The organism is Aquimarina penaris (assembly GCF_040786285.1).
Lineage (GTDB): Bacteria > Bacteroidota > Bacteroidia > Flavobacteriales > Flavobacteriaceae > Aquimarina.
Genome location: NZ_JBFMKQ010000001.1, coordinates 1,544,832 through 1,567,007, shown reverse-complemented (window position 1 = coordinate 1,567,007; position 22,176 = coordinate 1,544,832). Strand labels below are relative to the sequence as shown.

20 protein-coding genes and 1 tRNA gene are annotated in these 22,176 nt (G+C 34.0%); 6 read left to right on the top strand and 15 right to left on the bottom strand.

Annotated elements, in window-relative coordinates:
• Positions 1-5: 5 nt before the first annotated feature.
• The 5 genes from ABW637_RS06570 (at position 6) to galE (ending at position 9,584) form a co-directional block, all read left to right on the top strand.
• Positions 6-1,613, top strand: a complete 1,608-nt coding sequence (locus ABW637_RS06570) for a RagB/SusD family nutrient uptake outer membrane protein (RefSeq protein ID WP_367583847.1) — start codon at positions 6-8, stop codon at positions 1,611-1,613.
• A gap of 109 nt (positions 1,614-1,722) precedes the next feature.
• A complete protein-coding gene (locus tag ABW637_RS06565; RefSeq protein WP_367583846.1) occupies positions 1,723-5,058 on the top strand; it encodes a CRTAC1 family protein in 3,336 nt (1,111 codons plus the stop codon).
• A 61-nt stretch (positions 5,059-5,119) separates the two neighbouring features.
• On the top strand, positions 5,120-6,886 hold the full coding sequence (locus tag ABW637_RS06560; RefSeq protein WP_367583845.1) for a glycoside hydrolase family 36 protein: 1,767 nt from the start codon (positions 5,120-5,122) through the stop codon (positions 6,884-6,886).
• Between the two features lie 2 nt (positions 6,887-6,888).
• On the top strand, positions 6,889-8,457 hold the full coding sequence (locus ABW637_RS06555) for a sodium:solute symporter (RefSeq protein WP_367583844.1): 1,569 nt from the start codon (positions 6,889-6,891) through the stop codon (positions 8,455-8,457).
• Between the two features lie 110 nt (positions 8,458-8,567).
• On the top strand, positions 8,568-9,584 hold the full coding sequence (gene galE, locus ABW637_RS06550) for a UDP-glucose 4-epimerase GalE (protein WP_367583843.1): 1,017 nt from the start codon (positions 8,568-8,570) through the stop codon (positions 9,582-9,584).
• Positions 9,585-9,645: 61 nt separating this feature from the next.
• On the opposite strand, the gene ABW637_RS06545 is transcribed toward galE, so the two are convergent.
• The 9 genes from ABW637_RS06545 to ABW637_RS06505 form a co-directional block, all read right to left on the bottom strand.
• Complete coding sequence (locus ABW637_RS06545) at positions 9,646-10,320, bottom strand: M24 family metallopeptidase (protein ID WP_367583842.1); 675 nt, start codon at positions 10,318-10,320, stop codon at positions 9,646-9,648.
• A 106-nt stretch (positions 10,321-10,426) separates the two neighbouring features.
• Entirely contained in the window at positions 10,427-12,547 is a 2,121-nt protein-coding gene (locus ABW637_RS06540) for a peptidylprolyl isomerase (RefSeq protein WP_367583841.1), read from the bottom strand.
• Between the two features lie 128 nt (positions 12,548-12,675).
• Positions 12,676-13,383: a lysoplasmalogenase gene (locus ABW637_RS06535; protein ID WP_367584457.1), complete on the bottom strand. Its 708-nt coding sequence runs from the start codon at positions 13,381-13,383 to the stop codon at positions 12,676-12,678.
• A 15-nt stretch (positions 13,384-13,398) separates the two neighbouring features.
• Entirely contained in the window at positions 13,399-14,688 is a 1,290-nt protein-coding gene (locus tag ABW637_RS06530; protein ID WP_367583840.1) for a hemolysin family protein, read from the bottom strand.
• Positions 14,689-14,691: 3 nt separating this feature from the next.
• A complete protein-coding gene (locus ABW637_RS06525; RefSeq protein WP_367583839.1) occupies positions 14,692-14,883 on the bottom strand; it encodes a hypothetical protein in 192 nt (63 codons plus the stop codon).
• Positions 14,884-14,896: 13 nt separating this feature from the next.
• The gene (lptC, locus tag ABW637_RS06520; RefSeq protein WP_367583838.1) at positions 14,897-15,454 is read right to left on the bottom strand and encodes an LPS export ABC transporter periplasmic protein LptC; all 558 of its coding nucleotides are present in this window, start codon (positions 15,452-15,454) and stop codon (positions 14,897-14,899) included.
• Positions 15,454-16,824 carry a tetratricopeptide repeat protein gene (locus ABW637_RS06515; RefSeq protein ID WP_367583837.1) on the bottom strand — a complete coding sequence of 457 codons (1,371 nt, stop codon included), beginning with the start codon at positions 16,822-16,824 and terminating at the stop codon, positions 15,454-15,456. Before ABW637_RS06515 ends, lptC begins: the two co-directional genes overlap by 1 nt.
• Positions 16,825-16,841: 17 nt before the next feature.
• On the bottom strand, positions 16,842-18,086 hold the full coding sequence (gene bamG / locus ABW637_RS06510) for a BamG family beta-barrel-assembly machinery protein (protein ID WP_367583836.1): 1,245 nt from the start codon (positions 18,084-18,086) through the stop codon (positions 16,842-16,844).
• On the bottom strand, positions 18,083-18,814 hold the full coding sequence (locus tag ABW637_RS06505) for a type III pantothenate kinase (protein WP_367583835.1): 732 nt from the start codon (positions 18,812-18,814) through the stop codon (positions 18,083-18,085). The genes bamG and ABW637_RS06505 overlap by 4 nt, the downstream gene beginning before the upstream one ends.
• Positions 18,815-18,912: 98 nt before the next feature.
• Here ABW637_RS06505 and ABW637_RS06500 point away from each other — a divergent pair.
• Positions 18,913-18,985 (top strand) — tRNA-Phe (locus ABW637_RS06500).
• A gap of 181 nt (positions 18,986-19,166) precedes the next feature.
• Here ABW637_RS06500 and ABW637_RS06495 read toward each other — a convergent pair.
• The 6 genes from ABW637_RS06495 to ABW637_RS06470 all read right to left on the bottom strand — a co-directional run bounded on the left by ABW637_RS06495 (position 19,167) and on the right by ABW637_RS06470 (position 22,176).
• Positions 19,167-19,481, bottom strand: a complete 315-nt coding sequence (locus ABW637_RS06495; protein WP_367583834.1) for a hypothetical protein — start codon at positions 19,479-19,481, stop codon at positions 19,167-19,169.
• 17 nt (positions 19,482-19,498) lie between these two features.
• Positions 19,499-20,050, bottom strand: coding sequence for a peptide-methionine (S)-S-oxide reductase MsrA (gene msrA, locus ABW637_RS06490; protein ID WP_367584456.1), 552 nt, complete (start codon positions 20,048-20,050; stop codon positions 19,499-19,501).
• Positions 20,040-20,498: a peptide-methionine (R)-S-oxide reductase MsrB gene (gene msrB / locus ABW637_RS06485; protein ID WP_367583833.1), complete on the bottom strand. Its 459-nt coding sequence runs from the start codon at positions 20,496-20,498 to the stop codon at positions 20,040-20,042. The genes msrA and msrB overlap by 11 nt, the downstream gene beginning before the upstream one ends.
• A 148-nt stretch (positions 20,499-20,646) precedes the next feature.
• Positions 20,647-21,129, bottom strand: coding sequence for a hypothetical protein (locus ABW637_RS06480; RefSeq protein ID WP_367583832.1), 483 nt, complete (start codon positions 21,127-21,129; stop codon positions 20,647-20,649).
• A complete protein-coding gene (locus ABW637_RS06475; RefSeq protein WP_367583830.1) occupies positions 21,126-21,428 on the bottom strand; it encodes a DUF6787 family protein in 303 nt (100 codons plus the stop codon). The genes ABW637_RS06480 and ABW637_RS06475 overlap by 4 nt, the downstream gene beginning before the upstream one ends.
• 142 nt (positions 21,429-21,570) lie before the next feature.
• Positions 21,571-22,176 (bottom strand): cytochrome P460 family protein, encoded by a 606-nt coding sequence (locus ABW637_RS06470; RefSeq protein ID WP_367583829.1) that lies wholly within the window; start codon positions 22,174-22,176, stop codon positions 21,571-21,573.

Below are 22,176 nucleotides of genomic sequence, written 5' to 3'. Positions count from 1 at the left end.
TAGTTATGAAAATAAAAAAATATTTTTTTGCGATCACAATCTTAATAGGCTTAGTGTTGACTATAAATGGTTGTAATGAAGATCAATTAGAACTAACAAATCCAAATACAGTTGCCGAGCCTGATTTTTTTCAGAATGCCGCTGATTTTAGATTGGCTGTAAACGGAATGTATCATCCTATAACAGCTGTATTCTTCTGGGGAAGAGTTATACACACTGGTCCATTATTGCGCTCCGATGCATTTAATATTGTTCCTTTTGGACAAAATACAACCATGTCCACCTTGCAGGGGCAACCTGGAGTTGCAAGATGGTCCTCAGATATGTTTCCGCAATTATACCAGACCATATTTAGGGCAAATACAATTATTGAAAAGATCAACAGCACTAATGTCCCTAACGAAGAAGACCGAAATGAAATTTTAGGGCAAGCTTATTTTATTAGAGCTTTTGCAAATTGGTATCTTGTAAATTTATGGGGTAATGTGCCTTTAGTCTTAAAAACTCCCGACCCGCAAAACAGTCAAGATTTTTTTCCTCCTCAGTCTAATCCTACAGAAATCAATGCTGCCATTATTAGTGATCTCACTAAAGCTTCAGAAATGCTTCCCGATTCATGGTCTGCAGAGGAAAAAGGAAGACCCACGGCAGGTTCGGCACTGGCATTACGTGGAAAAACCTATTTATATACAAAAGATTACCCAAAAGCTATAACAGATCTAACTGCCGTGACTACAAACTTTAGTTATCAATTATTAGCTGCAGGACAATATGAAGAAAATTTCAGTACCGTAAATGAGAATAATGCCGAGTCTGTTTTTGAGCTTCAATTCTTAGGACAAGCTAATTTTATTTGGGGTTCTGATATTCCAGGAACTGGTACTCAGGGCAATTATTTTATTGATTATGCTCCGCCAGAATTAAGCCCGGATAATGGTCATTTTATCAATCCACATATATTACAAGTTTTTGAAGATAATGGTGATACGGTAAGAAGAAATGCAACTATTGCTTTTGATTACCCAGGGGCTACAGGTTACGGTGGAATACCTTTTACAGAGGATTTTGCAAAAGATATTGAACTAGCCAATACTATCTCGCTACCCGATGGGTCTGTTGGGGTACCTGCATTATTTACAAAAAAATATGCAGGTTTTGATCAGGGTGTTAGAGATCAAATCCCGGTATTAGGTAACACAGTTGGCAATAACTGGAGAATTATACGATATGCAGATGTCCTATTAATGCTTGCAGAAGCGCTTAACGAAGATAACAAAACCGCACAGGCTATTCCTTTTATTAATCAGGTTAGAGAACGTGCCTTAATTGCTCCACTTGCATTAACTCTGGATAAAGCACAAGTAGAACAAGCCATTATTGATGAACGTATTATGGAGTTAACGGGAGAAGGACATCGTTTCTTTGATTTGGTTCGTTGGGGTATCGCCGGTGATATATTAGGATCTGGTTCAACCGTTGCCGCAGGTCGTCATCCAAAATCATTAGCAGGATCCACTGCGGTCTTTACTGTTGGACAAGATGAACTATTATGGATCCCGGTACCAGAGCTACAGGCAAATCCTGACAACCTAAGACAAAACCCCGGATACTAAGTAATAACATATAGAGAGAATTGTTTGATTGTTTGCAATTCTTTTTGTTTTAGCTACCAAGCAAATCTAAAGGTTTGCTTGGTGTTAAAATCACTTAATTATAAGATTATTGAAAAAATCATTCTACTATATCATCCTAATCATAGGATTATCTAATTGTAAACAAGAAGGTGAAAAAAATTATCTTTTCACATATGTCTCACCATCTATCTCTAATATAGATTTCAAAAATACTATCGAAGAAAACGATAAAATCAATGTAATTGATTTTCAATATTGTTATAATGGAGGTGGTGTAGGTATTGGTGATTTTAATAACGACGATTTGCCCGATATTGTTTTTACAGGTAACCAGGTTTCTAGTAAAATCTACCTTAATCAAGGTAACATGAAATTTAAAGACATTTCTCTGTTATCTAATTTCGAGACAAAAGCTTGGATTACAGGAATAAGTATAGTTGATATAAATGCTGATGGGCTTGATGACATCTACCTTAATGTCGGTGGATCGGATTGTAAAAATGACTGCAAAAATCTATTATTTATAAACCAAGGAGCTGATCTTAAGGGTATTCCGACTTTTACCGAAAAGGCTTCTGTCTATGGTTTAGATGATGGTAATTATAGCCAACAAACAGTCTTTTTTGATTATGACCAGGATGGAGACCTCGATGCGTATATAGTTCATAATGGTAATACCAATAGAGATAGAAACACCCCCATACCTAAAAAGTATTTTCCAGATCATTTAGGTGATTATTTACTTGAAAACAAAGCCGAAAAAAATTCAACTCACACCTATTTTACAAATGTATCTGATAGCTTAGGCATAATTCACAAAGGGTTTGGCTTAGGTGTTACTATAAATGACCTCAACAATGATAATCTACCAGACATCTATGTAAGTAACGATTTCATAACCAATGATTTAATATATATCAACAAGGGCAAAGACGCAACCAAAAAACATACAGGTTTTGATGAGATGAATCATCAGATTGTATCCAAACAAACATATAATGCAATGGGTGTGGATATGGCAGACATTAATAATGATCAGCTGCCCGATATTATAGTCGTAGATATGTTACCTAATGATTATGAACGTCAAAAGAAAATGCTAGGTTTCAACAATTATGACAAGTTTTTACTCTCTCAAAAAAATGGATATACTCCACAATATGTTCATAACACCCTACAGATCCATAATGGGTTTATCGAAGATAAAATCATACCAACCTCTGAAATTGGATATGCGGCTGGTATTGCAAGTACAGATTGGAGCTGGGCTCCATTGATTGCAGATTATGATAATGACGGCAATAAAGACCTCTATATCACCAATGGTTATGTAAAAGATATCACAGACCTGGATTTTATTAATTACTCGGATCAAAACAACACTTTTGGTACTCCAGAAACTCGAAAAGAGAAACTTAAAAGTTTTGTAAATGAACTCCCAGGAATACAACTTACCAATGTCATGTATCAAAACAAAGGAGAAAACACTTTTATGGATGTTTCTTCAACATGGTTTGAAGAGCTAACCTCCTATTCTAATGGTGCTGCCTACGCTGATCTTGATCTTGATGGTGATTTAGATTTAATTGTTAATAACATCAATAATCCTGCATTTATTCTGGAAAACCATACTTCAGAAAACAACAAAAACTACCTAAGAGTAAAATTAGAAGGAATACAAAAAAACAGAAAAGCCATTGGCGCAAAAGTGATCATCTGGGAAAGCAAACAAAAACAGATCCAATACCAGTCGGTCATTAAAGGATATTTGTCATCTGTAGAACCCATCTTACATTTTGGCGTTACTTCTAAGCGCATTGATTCTCTAAAAGTAATTTGGCCAGATGGAGCTATCACGGTAAAGAAAAACATTAATGCTAATCAAGTTGTATCTATACCCTACAAGCAATTCGAAATAGAAGATTTTATTATTGAAGCTCAAAAAACATTCGTAAAAGACCACAAAACCCTTCGTTATCTTCATCAGGAGAATTTTCATAATGAGTATACATACCAATCTTTATTACCTCATCAATTTAATTCGAATGGACCCTGCATAATTTCTGCTAATACAAATCATCAAACAGGTGACGAGATTTTTATCGGTGGGAGTAAGGGGAAACCTGGTCAACTTTTTTCGCAAGACGACAAAGGAACCTATGAGGTAATTCAGGAATTTGACACCCAATTTGAGGATACGGCAAGCTTGTTTTTTGATATAGAAAATGATGGTGACCTGGATTTATACATAGGAAGTGGAGGTACAGATTCTGGAAATCGTTCTGATTTCCTGCAAGACCGAATTTATATCAATGATGGAAATGGAAACTTTACTATTTCATCAGAAAATATTCTTTCAAAAAATCATATTAATACAACTTGTGTTGTACAGAATGATATAGATCTTGATGGATATACAGAACTTTTTATTGGTGGAGGCGTAATTCCTGGAAAATATCCATTGGCAATGCCCAGCTATATCCTAAATAATGATAATGGAAAGCTATCAATAAATACAGATATCAACTTTTCGCATCCCGGAATTTTAACCGATGCTACTTGGGCAGATGTTGTTAATAACGGAAAGAAAGAACTTATAGTGGTAGGCCACTGGATGCCCATAACTATTTACAATATTGAAAAAGATAATGCCACAAAAGTTCCAATTAAATGGCTAAACCAAGAGGGAGACATCATAAAAATTTCTGGTTGGTGGAACAGCATAAGTGCTCATGATTTTGACAACGATGGAGATATAGATCTTATCGCAGGAAATCAAGGTGTTAATGGTTTTATTAAGCCTGTTTTTGACCAACCAGTCTATGTTTACAAAGAAGATTATGATAACAATGGAAGCATCGATCCTATTCTTGCTCAATATTTTGATACTTCTACGGGAATTTCTTTAAAACCTGTACACACCCGCGATGACATTATGAAACAATTGGTTCTTTTAAAAAAGAAATACGGCACTTATAACGAATTTGCTCAAGCTTCTTTTAAGGAGTTATTAAATATTTCAGATCTCGATCAACAAACACTGAGTGCCGATCTTTTTGAATCAATATATGCAGAGAACATTGGTAATAACACCTTCGTTGTTCATTATTTACCTAATGCATGTCAGCTTTCACCTATCAATGATTTCCTGGTTAAAGATTTCGATCTTGATGGATTTAAAGATGTTTTGGCAGTTGGAAATAATTATACTGCAGAAGCTAATTACGGAAGACACGATGCGATGATTGGTATTTACCTTAAGGGATCCAACAATGGTTTTATTTCTATTAAAAATCAAGAAAGTGGGTTTATAGTCCCTAAACAATCTAATCATATTATTTCTATCCAAAATAAAGATAAAGAACCCCTGATCATGGCGACACAAAACAATGATAGTTTATGTGTTTTTAAAATTAGAAATTAAAAAAATACTGTTTTAGCAAATTAATAAACTAGCTGTAACAGAATGAATAAAACTTTGCTGAATGAAGAATATAATTACTCATAACATTGAAGTTATAGGTAAGACTGAAGCTTTTGATGTAGCCATCACTTTAAACTCAGAAAGTGATGGAGTATCGATTTATGATATTAAATTTTCTGCTGATCCTTATTTCAACCCTCATCCAATTACGTTACGATGGAAAATTCCTGCTGTTAACATAAAAGGAGTATGGAAACCCACTACAGATTTTTCAAAAAGAATTATGGATGACTGGGAATTAGATCATATGGAGTCTAGGATTTCGGTTGATTCTCCGGTTATTTCACTTTTTGGACATGATGATAGCAACATCCTTACTTTTGCATGTTCGGATCCTATAAATGCTACAAAACTCAATGCACTCTACCGCGAGGAGGATAATCATGTATATTGTCATATTTCTTTTTTTATTGAAAGACATCATAAAATAAATAACCATACAGTACAATTACGTATTGATCAAAACGAGCACCATTTTTCAAGATCTTTACATAATGTTAGTTGGTGGTGGAGTAATTTTAAAAATCTAGAACCCATAAAAACTCCTAATCTGGCTAAAGTTCCTGTATATTCTACATGGTATCAATTTCACCAAAAACTAGACCCAGAAGAACTAATTAAAGAATGTAAAATAGCTTCGAAACTAGGGTATGAATTAATTATTATAGATGATGGTTGGCAAACCATTGATGAAAACAGAGGGTATGATTTTACAGGAGACTGGTTTCCTGAAAGAATACCAGACATGAAAAATTTTGTAGATACAATTCACCAGACCGGTATGAAATTGGCCTTATGGTACTCGGTTCCTTTTTGTGGGAAAAAATCAGAGGCATACAAGAAATTTAAAGGTAAATTCCTTACAGAAGAACATCGCTGGGCTCCGGTATTTGACCCAAGATATCCCGAAGTAAGAGAACATCTTATAAATCTATACATACAAGCACTAAACTATTGGCAGATCGATGGTTTCAAACTCGATTTCATAGACGAATTTAAAGTATACCCTAATACCATACTAACCAAAGAAGATGGAAGAGATTTCTCATCGGTAAATTTAGCTGTAGATCGTTTAATGACAGACATTGTGGCGTCTCTACACACCATTAATCCGCAAGTCGTGATCGAGTTTAGACAAAAATACACTGGTCCGGCCATGCGCAAATACGGCAATATGTTTAGAGCTTTTGATTGTCCTGGCGATGCCACTATGAATAGAGTTCGCATTACCGACATTAAAATGTTATCCGGTAATACCGCAGTGCATAGTGATATGTTTACATATCATCATGATGAACCTATTGAAATTAAAGCTTTACAAATGGTGAACACTTTATTTGGTGTACCTCAACTTTCTGTCGTATTACAAAAGGCTACAAAAGATGAGTTGTCTATGATTCGCTTTTATACGAAATATTGGAAAACGAATGCTAATACTTTTTTAAACGGAAAGTTCATCCCACAAAGACCCTTAGCTAATTACCCAATACTTAAGTCATCTTCGGATAGTTTAACCATTATAGGATTGTTTGACAATTATATTATTGATTTCAAAGAAGAAACCGATCGAATTGATATTATTAATGGGCAGATGAGTCAAAAAGTAGTATTGAGCAGCACTAACAATTATGGCGCCTATCACTGCTCTATATATAACTGTATGGGAGAAAAAGTCAAAGAATCCGAAGTAATGATTCTTATTGGAGTCGTTCAAATCAAAGTACCAGTTTGTGGCTTGATAAGATTGAAAAAAAACACTAATACTTAGATATGGGACATGAAATAAGCACAATCGACATAAGTGTAATAGCAATTTACTTCATTGCAGTTATGGGCATTGGATTATATGTCGCTCGAGGAACAAAAACAGGTGAAGACCTATTCCTTGGTGGTAGATCATTTGGTTGGGGTTTAATAGGATTATCCCTTTTTGCTTCTAATATATCTACCTCCACAATTATTGGTTTATCAGGGGCGGCATATAGCTCTGGGATCGTTCAATCTGTATACGAATGGATGACAGGTATCCCTCTGATTATTGCAGCTCTGATATTCATACCCTTATATTTAAAATCCAAAATAACAACCATCCCAGAGTTTTTAGAACTTCGTTTTGACAGAAGATCCAGAACTTTCTTTTCGGCAATAACCATATTTACTAGTATTGTAGTTGACACTGCTGGAGGACTATATGCCGGGGCGATAGTTTTGCAAGCATTTTTTCCAAACCTTGTGATTTGGCAAACCTGCCTGGTTCTAGCAATTTTTGCAGGATTATACACCGCATTTGGAGGATTAAAAGCTGTGGTGTACACAGATGCCATTCAGGCTGTAATATTAATCCTGGGATGCTCTATTTTGTCCTATATGTTATTTGCAAAACTAGACTTTTCCTGGGACAATGTTTTAGCTGCAGCTCCAGAAGGGCACTTATCCATTATCAGACCTGCAAATGATGAATCCTTACCATGGCCTGGATTAATAATGGCTGTTCCTATACTTGGGTTTTGGTACTGGACCACAAATCAATACATTGTACAGCGTATCCTTGGAGCCAAAAATATTCAAAATGCCCGGTGGGGAGTAATTTTAGCTAGTTTTCTCAAAATAATACCTTTGTTTATAATGGTTATTCCCGGGACTATGGCAATAGGCCTCTTTCCAGGATTAGAAAATCCGGATCAGGTATTTCCTACTACTGTAATGAATGTACTGCCCGTTGGATTAATAGGTTTAGTACTGGCTGGATTAATCTCTGCAATTATGTCTAGTGTAGACTCAACATTAAATTCGGCTTCTACATTGGTTGTTATCGATTTTATAAAAGCCAAAAAACCTGAGCTTACTGAAAAAGAAATTGTAAAATATGGTAGAATAACCACTGTGGTATTAATGATAATTGCCGCTGTATGGGCTCCTATGATTGTTAACTTTGGAGGAATATGGGTGTACCTACAGCAGATGTTCTCAATTATTGTACCTCCCATCGCTGTTCTCTTTTTGGTAGGAGTCTTCTATAAGCGAGGAAATGGTAATGGTGCATTTTGGACTTTGATTTTGGGTACACTAGGAGGAGCTTTACTATTTGTTCTTGGTCAGGTAGAAATATGGCCTTTGCATTACACGTATAATGTAGGAATTATGGTGCTAATTAGCACTATACTTTTTATTGTCATCAGTAACTTAAGCCCAGCACCAGATATAGATAAGATCAAGGCATATACATTTAGAAAAGAATTACTAGATAATGAAAACAAAGTGGTTTGGTACAAGGATTACAGATACCATGTGGTTTTGTTACTTGTTGTTATAGGTGTTCTAATGATTAAATTCTGGTAAAATGGTAATTAAGTCTTTAGGATAACTTTTCTATTTCTCTATCAATTGTATACATTTGTGATAGATATTTATTTAGGGTCTTAATAGCATAATCTAGAAAACAAAAAACAATGAAAATACTGGTAACTGGAGGATTGGGGTTTATAGGTTCTCATACAGTAGTAGAACTACAAAATAAGGGTTATACGGTGGTTATAATTGACAACTGTTCTAATTCATCTCCTGATGTACTCAAAGGAATACATTCAATTACTGGAAAAAATCCCATTTTTGAGCAGTTTGACCTTAGAGAAAAAGAGAAGGTAAAAGATTTTTTTAAACGTCATCATGATATTGAAGGTGTAATTCATTTTGCAGCCTCTAAAGCAGTTGGTGAGAGTGTAGAAAACCCTCTACTTTATTATGAAAATAATCTATCTACATTAGTATACATTTTACAACAGTTATCTGATAAAAGATCTGCAAATTTTATTTTTAGTTCTTCATGTACAGTGTATGGACAAGCTGATGAATTACCAATCACAGAAAATGCACCTGTAAAGGCAGCAGAGTCTCCTTATGGAAACACAAAACAGATCGGTGAAGAAATTATTAGAGACACGTGTAAAGTAAATAAAAACCTAAAAGCTATATCCCTTCGATATTTTAACCCAACTGGTGCTCACCCATCTGCAGAAATTGGAGAATTGCCTATAGGAGTACCACAAAATCTTATCCCGTTCATCACACAAACTGCCATTGGGCTAAGAGAAAAACTATCTGTTTTTGGCAATGATTATCCAACTCCTGATGGTACATGTATTAGAGATTATATTCATGTGGTTGATCTTGCACAGGCTCATGTAGTTGCCCTGCAACGCTTACTCGAAGATAAAAATAGTTCGAATTATGAGGTATTTAATGTAGGTACTGGTACTGGTAGTACTGTTTTAGAAGTAATTCAATCCTTTGAAAAAGTGTCTGATCAAAAACTAAATTATCAAATTGTTGGAAGAAGAGAAGGTGATATTACTGCAGCCTATGCCGATACGACCAAAGCAAATGAAGAATTAGGGTGGAAAGCAAAAAGTAGCTTGGATGATTCTCTAAGCTCTGCATGGAAATGGGAGCAGAAAGTGAGGAGTTAAAAACATCGCTTAATTTTTAACATAAAAGGATGGATATTGAAAACGAAATCCTCTAAAAAAATCAAGTGAGTAATTGCTCAAAAAAGCCTCCGATCTGTTGTTTTGTATCCACAAAATGCATCTCTAAAATCCATTGTCTTTTATTTCCTTTGGCATCTGGTAAAAACATATCATTATGATTTTCGGGATGAACGTAAAGATCAAAGTTTCCTGGCTCTAGTTTTTCATGCGGAAATTCTCCTATAAGATGACCTGCTATTTCTCCTCCGAAAACCCATCCGTATTCTTCGGCCTTTTTAATCGAATATTGAAATAACCCGGCTGCTGTTAAGCTCGTATGCTTATGAAACCATTCTTTTGTTTCCTGCCAGGCTCGTTCGATATCGTTTTTCAGTTTATGTTTATAAGGGTCATTACCTATAACATAAGTTCTTCCTAAATCGGCTTCCCAGCCTTCAATAATAGGTCCAAAATCAAAAAACAAAATATCATCATCTTCTATCATTAAATTAGGAGGGTTTTCTTTATAGGGTGATAAAGTATTTCCTCCGCTTCGCACTATTCTTTTATGCCAATGCTTTTCTATTCCAAAGAGTTCTCTAGCTACATCATAAATTTCGGTGTTAAGTTGGCGTTCTGATTTTCCTGATGCAATTAAGTTTCGGTCTTCAACAATTTTAAATAATTGAAGTGCTATTTCTTCTGCCTCGATCAATTTTGCTTTATCTGCGGACATAGTTTTTTGTTTATTATTCTAAAAAGATACTTTAGAGGTAGTATATAAACAAAAAATCCTGAAGAATTATCTTCAGGATTTTCTGTTTTCTTATATATGCTAACTTCTAGTAAAACTTAGCTCTTTTATCTTCTATTTCTGCAGCCTCTTTAAGAGCCTCAAAAACTTTAGAATTAACTACGTTAGCTTGAGCTTTAGAAGCTTGAGCAGCATAGCTAATATAGGTATCTAATCCACTAGCTGGTGTTTTCTTAGTTACTTCTACAACATATACTCCATTATTACCTACAATCGGATTTGAAACACCTCCGACTTCGAGAGCAAAAGCAGTTCCTATCACTTTTGGCTCTGTACCAGCCCCACTAATTGTTGGCGTTTTCATATTTAATGCAGAAGCTGTTTTTACTACTTGAGCTTGATTCTTAGCAATATCTTCAACAGATTTTGCTGAAATCTTACTCTTTAGCATTTCTGCCTTCTTTTCATTGATTAAAATTGTCTTAACAGATGCACTTGCATCTTTAACAGACATGGTTCCTTTACTTGCTTTTGCAGTTAATTGTACTACAGCATATCCTTCTGGAACATCAAAACGTTTTACGTCACCAACTTCTGACTCTTCATTAAAAGCCCATTGTACTATTGCTCTTCTAGCACCTAATCCCGGAATATTCTCATCAAGTTCTTTGATTTTATTTACCGGACGAACTGTTAATTCATTTTCTTTAGATACTTCTTCAAAATCTTTGTCTTTTGCAGCAATCTGAAACTTCGTCGTCTCTGTAAAAATAGTATTAATGGTTTTTTCGCTAGGCTCTATTTTACGGGCTACTGTAGCTACTTTTATAGCCTTTTGTTCATTTTTCTGATCTTCAATATGTATTACATGATATCCAAATTGTGTTTCTACAACTCCCATATCACCTGTTTTATTTTCAAAACAGTAATCATTAAATGCAGGAACCATAGCACCAGGAACAAAATACCCTAAATCTCCACCTTTATCCTTATTAGAATTGTCTGCAGAAAATTCTGGTGCTAACACTGAAAATTTACTCTTATCGTTTTTAACAACATTTACAATACTATCAGCTAATGTTTTTGCTTCTTCTTTAGTTCTTTTTAAATCTCCTGCAGTTCTAAGACCTTCCCATGAGATTAAAATATGACTTGCTTTAACAGAATCCGGCAATTGCTTTTGTGCAACCACTCTAGAGATTTTAATGTATTCTCCATCTTTATATGGGCCAAATACTCCTCCTACTGCTATATTATATAATGTATCTGCAACTGCAGTTGGCAAATCTTTTTTAAATTTAAATCGATCATCGAATTTTATTCCAGAATTCTCATTTACAAATTCTTCTACGTTTTCTACATTTCTAAATCCAGAAACAGAATCTGTTGCGTTTGTTGATTTATTGAATTCTGCTCTGTCATTTAATAGAGAGGCAACTTCTGCTTTTATCTGATCTTCATCTTCCTGGCTTGGCGTTTCACTAAACATCACATAGCGAATACTCCTTGATGCTTCTCCTACATACTGGCTTGCATGCTTATCTATGTAAGATTGGATTTCGGCATCTGCTACTTTTATCTCTTCATCTTTAATACTAGAAAATGGTAACTGAACATATTTTATATCCACATTATCATTTTCTATTTTATATGCTAATTCACCTTCTTTTAAGGTAGATCCTACACCAGCTTTTATCATATTAAGGTAGGTCTCTTCTATAGCTCCTTTACTTATAGAAACTTCATAATCCAACCACTGTTGGTAAGCTTGTGGAGATGTAGCCTGTATATTTGCTACATATTCCTGCATCTTTGCTTTATCAAAAACTCCTGCTTCATTCTGAAATGTTGGATTATTTGCTAGAGATTCTTCTAATAATTGGTTTACTTGCTCTTCTCCAATCGTAATACCAAGTTCTTCAAATTGTTCTTCGAAAACAGCTTGGCGCACTTCTTGGTTCCATACATAATTCACTGCCTGAATACTAGACCCGCTTGTTCCAAAATTTCTTGAAGCTGCTTCTACTTTTCTTGCAAAATCTGTTCTATCAATATCTTTTCCATTTATCGTAGCTATTGTATTTTCTGCTTTTTGAGAAATAGCCCCTCCATTACGAATCAAATCCCCTATTACAAATGAGAAAAGTGCTAATGCAATAATCACAATTAAAAAAACGGAACGCTGTCTGATTTTATTTAAAACTGCCATGGTGTATTATAATTTATTCAAAATATAGTGGGCGAAAATACCATTTTATTGCAATAATACCAATTAAAAATCTCAAAGTCTTATGAAGTTTTTTTGCATTTGGTTTTTATTACAGAATAGAACTCTTTTTAAAACTCGATTTTTGTAGATTTTTGCAGTTCTTTTTGACTTACAACACCATATACAATCAAAAACTGAGCAATTGCATATGTACTCATAATCCATATATTCCCTAAAGGTAATGCTTCATAAAACTTATCTATCGCCAAGAGACTATCGGAAAGCATAAAAAACAGAGAACCCGCAAATACCAGAATATAACTTGTTCTTGATACATGTTTTGATCGTAGGTAAGATACATTAGACATTAATAAGATTACCACCATATATATTACAACAGGGATTAACATTTCTCCTAAACCTGGATAAAGTAGATAAAACAACCCTACCCCATATACTATAGTAAACAACAAGAACAATCGGTTCTTATACGCTCCTCGGTTTTTAAGGAAAGTTACTATATACATTATATGAGCAAGTAGAAACATTATCAATCCCATCATAAAAAAAAGCTGGGATATGTGTGTAAATAATAACAAAACATCCCCTGCTAACGAAAATAACAAAGCCAACCCTATGATTCGGAATGTAAAACGATTTAATCTCTTCTTAACTACTAAAAGAAAAATGATCAGTGAACCCAAAATCGCAGGTTTTGTAAAATATCTTAAATACAAATAAGAATCATGACTACTGCATATAAGATCACTAATCACGATGATTGTATATAACACTATAAAAACGATGATGTTTTGATCTAGTATGTTTTTACTCATCATTTAAAACATAAATTAATCCTCGGAAGTAATCATTAATTCGACAATCTCGATTTTGGTATTAGAAGTTTCAATAATGATAATTTTGAAAGTATCAATAATTACTTCATCTCCTTTTTGAGGAATCTCCTCTGTATGATTTACAATCATCCCACCAAGGGTTTCATAATTTTCGCCTTCTGGGAGATCTAACTTATATCCTTCGTTAATATAGTCTACTTCTAATCGTGCAGAAAAACGAAAGTGCTTTTCTGCTAATTGCTCTTCTATAAGAGCAACAGAATCATGTTCATCTTCAATTTCTCCAAAAAGTTCTTCTATAATATCCTCTACGGTAATAATCCCACTTGTCCCTCCATACTCATCGATAACCACCGCAATGCTTTTATGTTTTTTGGTCAAAAGATTAAGCACATCCTTTACAAACATAGTTTCGGGAATAAAAATAACTGGCAAAAGAATTGACCTAAGAGATTTAGGTTTTTTGAACAATTCAAAAGAATGCACATATCCTACAATATCATCAATAGTACCATTAAACACAATGACTTTGGATAGGCCGGTATCGATAAACAATGTACTTACTTCTTCAATAGATTGTGATTTTTCTACTGCAACTATTTCGGTTCTTGGTATCATTACCTCTCTGGACTTTACATCAGAAAAATCCAAGGCATTCTGAAAAATTTGAATCTCACTATCTACCTCATCATGCTCTTCTACGGTTTCCATTTGTTCACTTATATAATCCCCTAACTCTGTTTTACTAAAAGCAAGCTGCACCTCATCACCGTCTGTTTTAAAAAACTTTTTCAAAACAAAATCAGACACCCAAATTACAAATGTCGAAATTGGAGAAAATATCAGGTAAAAAACATAGGCCGGAAATGAAAATGCTTTTAAAAGTGTATTAGAATAAATCTGAAAAAAAACTTTAGGTAAAAATTCTGCTGTAATTAATATTATAATCGTTGAGATTAACGTCTGCACCAAAAGATTTAAATCTGTAAGAATATAGTCTAATAGCCAAAGCCCTGAAGGAACAGAGGAGAGAAATAAGTTCATTAATAATTCTCCCATAAAAAATCCATAGACTACTAAGGCAATATTATTACCCACTAGCATTGTGGCAATAAATTTAGATGGCTTTTTTGTTAGCCTGGTAAGAATATTCGCTAAAAATCCTCCTTGTTTTTTCTCAATTTCGATATGAATTTTATTGGAAGAAACGTAGGCTATCTCCATTCCAGAGAAAAAAGCAGAAAGAATAAGAGAAATTAAAATAACAAAGATTTGTAATTCCATGAATTATTTCTTGTTATTTGCTTCGAATTTTTTTCTAAAGTTTCTTTTAAAGAAGTACATAAAAACTGCTATTCCTGCGAAAAGAAGATAAAGAATACCTCTTCCTCCTTCTTGCCCCCATTCTGTATAAGCTTGGTAGATAAAAAAGAGCATAATAGCCAAATAGGCAAATTCAAAAAATTTAAATACTTTCATTTTTAGTATTAGATTATTCTTCAATAAAAATCAATCCATCATTACTTCGTGAATTCAAGATAGTAAAATCTTGATTAGCATCAAAACCATCAGCTTCGTTAATATTACCATCTGACATGTAACTTTTATACGGATAATCGGTAAACACCCAATTAATGATTTTATCCCAATATAATTGCTCTGCCTGTAAATGTGTACTATCGGCTGTTAGGATATCAACATTCCCTCTCATATCTATTAAGCCTGTTTGCTGGTAGGATATGGCATAATCTGAAGTCACTACACTTACTCTTCCCTCTTTGTCTATAATATCCAATACAATACCTTCTGGGAATTCATGATACCCAAATGATTTATTTGTGTAATCTAGTACTTTAGGAGTTTTAAGTACGGCAGTAAGTCTTCCAGAATCTGTGTATTTAAGATTTACTTCATAAGCCTCCGCAATTGGTGCTTCTTCAGAAATTAAATACCCTTGAGATTTCGATTTTTTTGATTGACAAGAAAAAAACATTGTCACGGCAAATACCGTGACAATGTTTAGTAATATATTATATTTTTTGCGTTGCATTATAGCTTTGGCACTCTAACCGTTTCACCAATCCAGCATGCAATACTTACAGAAGTAATCCCTGGATTGTTAAAAATATCTGTCTTTGATGGAGCTTTTGCTTTGTAATTTGCAGCAAATTTAGCGGCAGTAGATTTTAAACTTGGATCTACTTTTCCTGCTCTTCGAGCATAATTTTCTGCTAACCAATACACAGCTCTTTTGCTAAACACATCAGTTCCACAGTTATTAGCACTACCAGCAACCATGCTAGCAATTCTAAGATAACAAACTCCCATAGATGGCTTGTATTTTAACGCCTTTCTGTAATACGATCTTGCTTTTCCTTTGCTTCCTTGCTTTTTCATTACTTCACCAATCTTGAAGTACACTTTTGCTTTATCACTTCCCTTGGTTTCTAACTCTGCAGATTGATTGAAATACTTTAATGCAGTTGTTGTTTTTCTGTCTTTTAAAGCTAAAATACCTAAATAATATGCAGATTTTGCAGAAGGTTCAGCTTTGTGTAATGCCTCTACTAACTTGAAAAATAATGGATCATCTGTACAATCTTTAGACGACATTCTTCCTGCTGCACCTTTTAGCCAATTGATATCTGCTTTTTTAGCATCGAATTGACCAGTGTATAGAGGTATTAAGTTTTTACAATCTGCTAATTCTCCTAATTTTTGGTTTACTCCTGATTTCACTTTACTATAATTTGATAATATTATAGTAGATCTTTTAAGAGTTTTCTTTTCCTTATTTGATAATGCTGTACCAGACTCTTCTTTTACAGTAAGCTCTGATATAGTTTTTGCCTTATTACTTTCTTCATCTTCAATCTTTTCAATTACTTCATCATAAAGATCAAACACCCTTTGAAGCTCTTTTTTACCTTCTCCATGTAGGTCTACTAAAAGAGAGAAATATGTATACACATTTTTAGGATTTTTAACGTTAGCCTTATCCTCTGTCCATGCTTTTTTAAATTCTGCAAATTGGGTTTCTTTTGTACCTATTTTATTATCGTGCATTAACTGCCCAATATTAGCATGCATATCCCCTATTTTTGTTTTTCCAGGGAAATACTGAAACCTCTCCTTCCACAATGAAATTTTTTCATTGGCAAGCTTCGCTTTATCGGCAGCGGTTGCTTTCTTATACTTTGCTTCTAGTAGTTTTTGTCCAAATTGATAGGTCGCAACACTATATGTAGGGCATTCTTTCCTTACTTTCCATAAAGGTTCTTCTGCCGCGTCATAATTCTTTACCTTAGCATGCTCATAGGCAATTGAAGCCGTAGTAGCACAATCTGTAGCCTGAGCACTCATAGTTGTAGTACTCAAAACCAATCCTGTTGCTATAATAGTTAAAACTTTAGTATTCATAGCTGTAATTATTGTAGTTAATTAAATTTTATTTTTCTAAACCATTTATCATTTAATGATAAACCTATTGAGACATTAAAAAATTCTTCTTTAATCAATCCGAAATCCGTTGTCCCTCGCTGTCCATATTCAAAACCTATATTTAGATTAGAGAATAATCTACCAACAGGTAGTCCTACTCCAAAAGACATGCCAAACTCATCAATAGAGTTTCCATCGATAAGCAAACCGGTCTCTTCATATCTAAATCCTGCTCTATAAACTATTCGACTAACATAGCTAGTTAGCGAATTATATTTAGGGAGATAGTACCCTCCTAATTTAAATTTTGACGCACTTTTATACTCAATATTATCTTCGCTAAATAATGCGTTTGTAAATTTCCCCGAATCCATGTATACATACTCTGCTCCAACAAACCATTTTTTGTTTTCTCCAATCCCACTTCCAAATTTAAATTCGGAAGGTAGATCTATATCTTGATCCTCAACTAATACATCCTGTCGTTCTACAACACCTTCTTGACCATTGTCATTAATCACTACCGTAGCAAGCTCTCTAGTGTTTTCTGATGTTAATTCAAATGATGGTGTTGATACAATTGAAGCAGATAGTTCTAATTTTTCTGTTAGCATAGTTTTATACACTACTCCTAACGATAGACTAAATGCCGACAAATCCGAGTTGGTAATCTCTCTGGTATCAAATTGCACATTCGACCTCCTCAATATAGCCTTATTTTCAATATTTCCAAAGTTATAATTAAAATCTACACCTACGCTTAGATTCTTGTTAACTTTAACTCCTGCAGCTAAAAAAACCTTATTTAACCCTCCTTTACCGGTAAATTGTCGTTCTACATCAGCAACACTAGTATCATTAAGTTCATATCCAACCGATGTAAGGGGAACAATTCCAAATCCAAATCCAAATTTACCTGCAGGGATACCAACCGCTAAATAATCTAACGTAGCATTGTCTCCAGAAGACGATTCATTAGCATTCTTAATCTTATAATTGTTGTACGTTGCACCTACTGTATATGCGGTAAGCCTTAATTCTCCAAAAGATGCTGGGTTTTGAAGATTTAAATGAATACTATCAGTTAAAACACTCAATCCTCCCATCGACCTGTTTTCTACCGTTCCTTTGAACTTCTGAATTCCTATTCCATAAAAAGAATACGGTGAGGAAGTCCCTTCTTGAGCATTAGATGTTGTAGCAACAACTACCAATACGATTACTAAAATCTTCTTTATCATTTATTATTATTAAAAGCTAAAATGTGGTTTAAACCTTCCAATAAAAAATTGGAAGTGGCAAATATGCTATTTTTTAATCTTTTAGACAAAAAATGTGCATCTCCTCCGGTTAAAATAACTGTTAAATCAGGATAAATGTTGCAATAATCTTCAATTACTCCATTTATTTCATGTAAAATCCCTTGTATTACTCCAGAATGAATAGCTTCTTCTGTACTATTACCAATAAGATTTTTAGGTGCTTTTATCTCTAACAAAGGTAATTTTGCTGTAAAATCATTTAGACTACGATATCTTAATTTAATTCCTGGTGCTATAGATCCGCCCAGGTATTCTTCTTTTTTATTTTTAAAATCATATGTAATACAAGTTCCTGCATCAATAACAAGAGTATCTTTTCCAGGAAACTGACTAACAGCAGCGGTAACCAATGCCAATCTATCTATCCCAAGTGTTTGCGGAGTCTCGTAAAGATTTTTGAAGGGCAGTGCAACTAAATGATCAATAATGAGTGTATTAAAAGAGTTTTTAATATGTTCTATAGTATCCTCTTGTAAATTTGAAACAGAAGAGATTACAGCGTCGGTTACTGAAGGATATTCTGTTTTCACCTTCTGTATTACCTCTTTAAAATCAACCTGTTGAAAACTATTTTTATATAGAATTTTTGATTTATCAAAAACCCCAATCTTCGTATATGTATTCCCTACGTCTATGACAAGATTCATGTCTTTCTTTATAAGCTGCAAAAGTACAAAACGATTTTTTTAATTTTTTCTTTTGATCATTAAAAAAAGCGTTCTATATTTGCATCCGCTTACAGCAAGGTGCCTTAGCTCAGTTGGTAGAGCAAAGGACTGAAAATCCTTGTGTCCCTGGTTCGATTCCTGGAGGCACCACCTTGAAAACCCGAACAAATTGTTCGGGTTTTTTGTTTACTTATAGATTGCTCTGAATTACGAATCCATCTTTTTTAATTTAATAAAAAGTAAAGCCTGTCTGTACCATGTACAAACAGGCTTCAAGGTTAAAAAACCTAGATAGTAAACCATTCAGAAAGAGGGTTAATTTTAACTATACCTATTCTAAGAAACGAGTTTTACAAGCTATTGCCGCACTATACTTTAAGGTCATCGCGCGTTGCAATTTAGCATGTTTTACAAATTTCAAACCTTCTTCTGAGTTACCATCCTTTTCTAATAATACAGTTGCCTGAGCCTCTAACTGTTCAGCTTTTTGCAATTTCTTCTGGATAATCCAGTTTAATTCATCAATATCTGTCGTCATCTTATTTCTGGTAACTATTACATCTTCAGTAGTAATTGATGCTACTGATGTATTCGTCGTAAATCCAAATAATAGTATTGTTCCTAAGCATAAAATTGCATTTTTCATGGTATTTTTTTATATAATTAAACACTTGTTTTCTTTAACTTATCTGCATGCATTCCTCTTAATTTTGACAATTTTGGAGCAATCACAACTTTACAATATCCTTGACTCTGGTTATTTCTATAATATTCCTGATGTTCTTTTTCAGCTTCATAAAAAACATCCAGATGACTTATCTCTGTAACTATAGGATCATCATAATACGGAGCAATTTCTTTTACTACTACCTCTGCAATCCCTTTTTGCTGTTCGTTATGATAATAAATCACAGAACGGTATTGAGTTCCTTGATCCGCACCTTGACGGTTTAATGTTGTAGGATCATGATTAGTCATAAAAATCACAAGTATCTCTTCATATGAAATTATCATTGGGTCATAAGTAACCTGAACTACTTCTGCATGTCCTGTTAAACCAGAACAGACTTCTCTATATGTTGGTTTTCCAGGGGTATTTCCTCCAGTATACCCAGAAATAACCTTTGTTACTCCTTCTATTTCTTGAAAAACCGCCTCGATGCACCAAAAACATCCACCTCCTAATGTTGCTATATCTAATTTTTTATTGTTCATCATTTATCCTTTCTATTTGTATTGATACAGAGTTTATACAATATCGTAACCCACTAGGTTCCGGTCCATCAGGGAATACATGACCTAAATGGGCATCACAAGTATTACACAACACTTCGACTCTAGTCATCCCAAATGATGTATCCTTATTGTACTTAATAGCGTTTGTTTGTATTGGTTGTGTAAAACTTGGCCAACCACTACCAGAGCCAAACTTAATAGTAGAATCAAACAAAGGTTGATCACAACAAATACAGCTATAATGTCCTTTATCAAAAATACTACACAAAGCTCCGCTATGTGGCAACTCTGTTCCTTTGTTCCGAGTAATTCTAAATTGCTCTGGAGTCAATAAATCTCTCCACTCTTTGTCACTTTTTTCTACTCTTCTGCTGGGCTTTGGATTTCCATTTACAGAAAAACTAATTACATCTTTCCAGGTAATCATAACTTATCTCCTTTTAGTTTAGATTTAAATTTTATGCAAAGTTATGGTAGCAACTACCTTTTGACTATATACATAACACCTTAGAAATTGTATTTTTTCCTTTAATTATCCAAGCTTTAAAAACATCTATTACTGTACTGTTATACATTTAGAAATCATATCCCAAATGTATTCCCGAAAAAAATCTAAATTCTTCTCCAATAAGTGTTCCTACTAATGGTCCCGCATGAAACTCTCCTATTTTAAAATTAAACTCAGATTCAATATATCCAGTTACTTCAAGATCTTTTTCTGAATTAGGAATAGAAAAACTTGGTCCAAAATTAACCGTCAAAAAATGACTTGGTTTATAACTGGTTAATCCTGCTATTTCATGTCCAACAGTATCTTCTTCTTCAAATATTAATGTATATCCGACTCCAAATGCCCATTGATGAGATGTCCAATACGTCAAATGAATTTCTGTAGATGGGTCAAATAGTTCTTCTTTTGGAGTATACATCACCAACCCTGAAACTACTAGTTCTAATCCAGGTTCTTTTTCTTGAGCTCTTGTATTTAATATTAAAAAGAAGAAACATATCATTAAAAAAGAGGTAGATTTCTTTAAGATATAGATTCTTCTCATCATCTATTTGATTTTATTATTCCAATTCTGGAAAGCATCTTCTTTTCCATATTCCAAAAGAATTTATGCTGTCCTAACAGTGTGCCAATAACCACCAAAAGAATTTGATATAGCACAAACATTAATCCAATACGTACTGTCCAGAACACAAAAGGGTTTGTAGTATCGCTTGATACTCCAATATATTTTAGAATTGGTTTTGCCATCAATACTGACAGAGAACCATTTATCGTAAATACAAGAAGTATCATGATCAACTGAAAATTGGACTTTATATTCCATCGTTGTTTTAATTTTTTCATGGTTTTTTAGCATAAAACAACCCCTAAAAAAATAGTATGTCAACAAATTAATCATAGGGGTTGTCATTAGATGAGTTTATGTTCGTTATTAAAATCAAAAAGCACTGAATAATCATAATAATTCAGTAAAACAAACATTAGATTAGCGTTTCGCAGAATTTTCTGGAACCACCACTTTTCCTGCATTTTTTGCTGCTACTAATACAGGGTAATGTTGTGTAAACACAAAATCATCTTTCGCACTAGCAGCATGGCACGCATTACAATCCTTAGTTTTAAAAGGTATTGCTTTATCTTTTAGATTCTCTCCTTTAGGGTTGGTAAAGCTATAGTATGCCCAATTACCTGGTTCATTAGCAAAATGTTCGCTACTTTTAATAGTAGCTTCTAATCCTATGAATTCTCCCATAAAATAGCCATTACCGCTAACAGCAGCTTTTGTACCTACGCTTACAAGTTCCTTAACCAAGATGGTTCCATCTCTCCACGTTCCGTGCTCTTTCCAGTAATCATAACTTACTGGATCGATATACACATTATGAAATTCTGGGAAGGCTGCTTTTCCGTTGTTCATATCATTAGGTGTTAAGGGAGTACCTACATACACCCAACTTCTATAATCTGTTGGACGTACAAGTTCTCCTCCACTAATGGTGAAAAATGTAGCGTTTCCATACCCTTGATCCCCAGTATTACAGGAGGACAAAACACTTATTGCTATGAGTATTAAAAAAAAGTTACGTTTCAT

Coding starts and splice junctions, on each gene's coding strand:
- ABW637_RS06570 (WP_367583847.1), top strand. CDS start 6: ATGAAAATAAAAAAATATTTTTTTGCGATCACAATCTTAATAGGCTTA.
- ABW637_RS06560 (WP_367583845.1), top strand. CDS start 5,120: ATGAAGAATATAATTACTCATAACATTGAAGTTATAGGTAAGACTGAA.
- ABW637_RS06555 (WP_367583844.1), top strand. CDS start 6,889: ATGGGACATGAAATAAGCACAATCGACATAAGTGTAATAGCAATTTAC.
- galE (WP_367583843.1), top strand. CDS start 8,568: ATGAAAATACTGGTAACTGGAGGATTGGGGTTTATAGGTTCTCATACA.
- ABW637_RS06545 (WP_367583842.1), bottom strand. CDS start 10,320: ATGTCCGCAGATAAAGCAAAATTGATCGAGGCAGAAGAAATAGCACTT.
- ABW637_RS06540 (WP_367583841.1), bottom strand. CDS start 12,547: ATGGCAGTTTTAAATAAAATCAGACAGCGTTCCGTTTTTTTAATTGTG.
- ABW637_RS06535 (WP_367584457.1), bottom strand. CDS start 13,383: ATGAGTAAAAACATACTAGATCAAAACATCATCGTTTTTATAGTGTTA.
- ABW637_RS06530 (WP_367583840.1), bottom strand. CDS start 14,688: ATGGAATTACAAATCTTTGTTATTTTAATTTCTCTTATTCTTTCTGCT.
- ABW637_RS06525 (WP_367583839.1), bottom strand. CDS start 14,883: ATGAAAGTATTTAAATTTTTTGAATTTGCCTATTTGGCTATTATGCTC.
- lptC (WP_367583838.1), bottom strand. CDS start 15,454: ATGCAACGCAAAAAATATAATATATTACTAAACATTGTCACGGTATTT.
- ABW637_RS06515 (WP_367583837.1), bottom strand. CDS start 16,824: ATGAATACTAAAGTTTTAACTATTATAGCAACAGGATTGGTTTTGAGT.
- bamG (WP_367583836.1), bottom strand. CDS start 18,086: ATGATAAAGAAGATTTTAGTAATCGTATTGGTAGTTGTTGCTACAACA.
- ABW637_RS06505 (WP_367583835.1), bottom strand. CDS start 18,814: ATGAATCTTGTCATAGACGTAGGGAATACATATACGAAGATTGGGGTT.
- ABW637_RS06495 (WP_367583834.1), bottom strand. CDS start 19,481: ATGAAAAATGCAATTTTATGCTTAGGAACAATACTATTATTTGGATTT.
- msrA (WP_367584456.1), bottom strand. CDS start 20,050: ATGAACAATAAAAAATTAGATATAGCAACATTAGGAGGTGGATGTTTT.
- msrB (WP_367583833.1), bottom strand. CDS start 20,498: ATGATTACCTGGAAAGATGTAATTAGTTTTTCTGTAAATGGAAATCCA.
- ABW637_RS06480 (WP_367583832.1), bottom strand. CDS start 21,129: ATGATGAGAAGAATCTATATCTTAAAGAAATCTACCTCTTTTTTAATG.
- ABW637_RS06475 (WP_367583830.1), bottom strand. CDS start 21,428: ATGAAAAAATTAAAACAACGATGGAATATAAAGTCCAATTTTCAGTTG.
- ABW637_RS06470 (WP_367583829.1), bottom strand. CDS start 22,176: ATGAAACGTAACTTTTTTTTAATACTCATAGCAATAAGTGTTTTGTCC.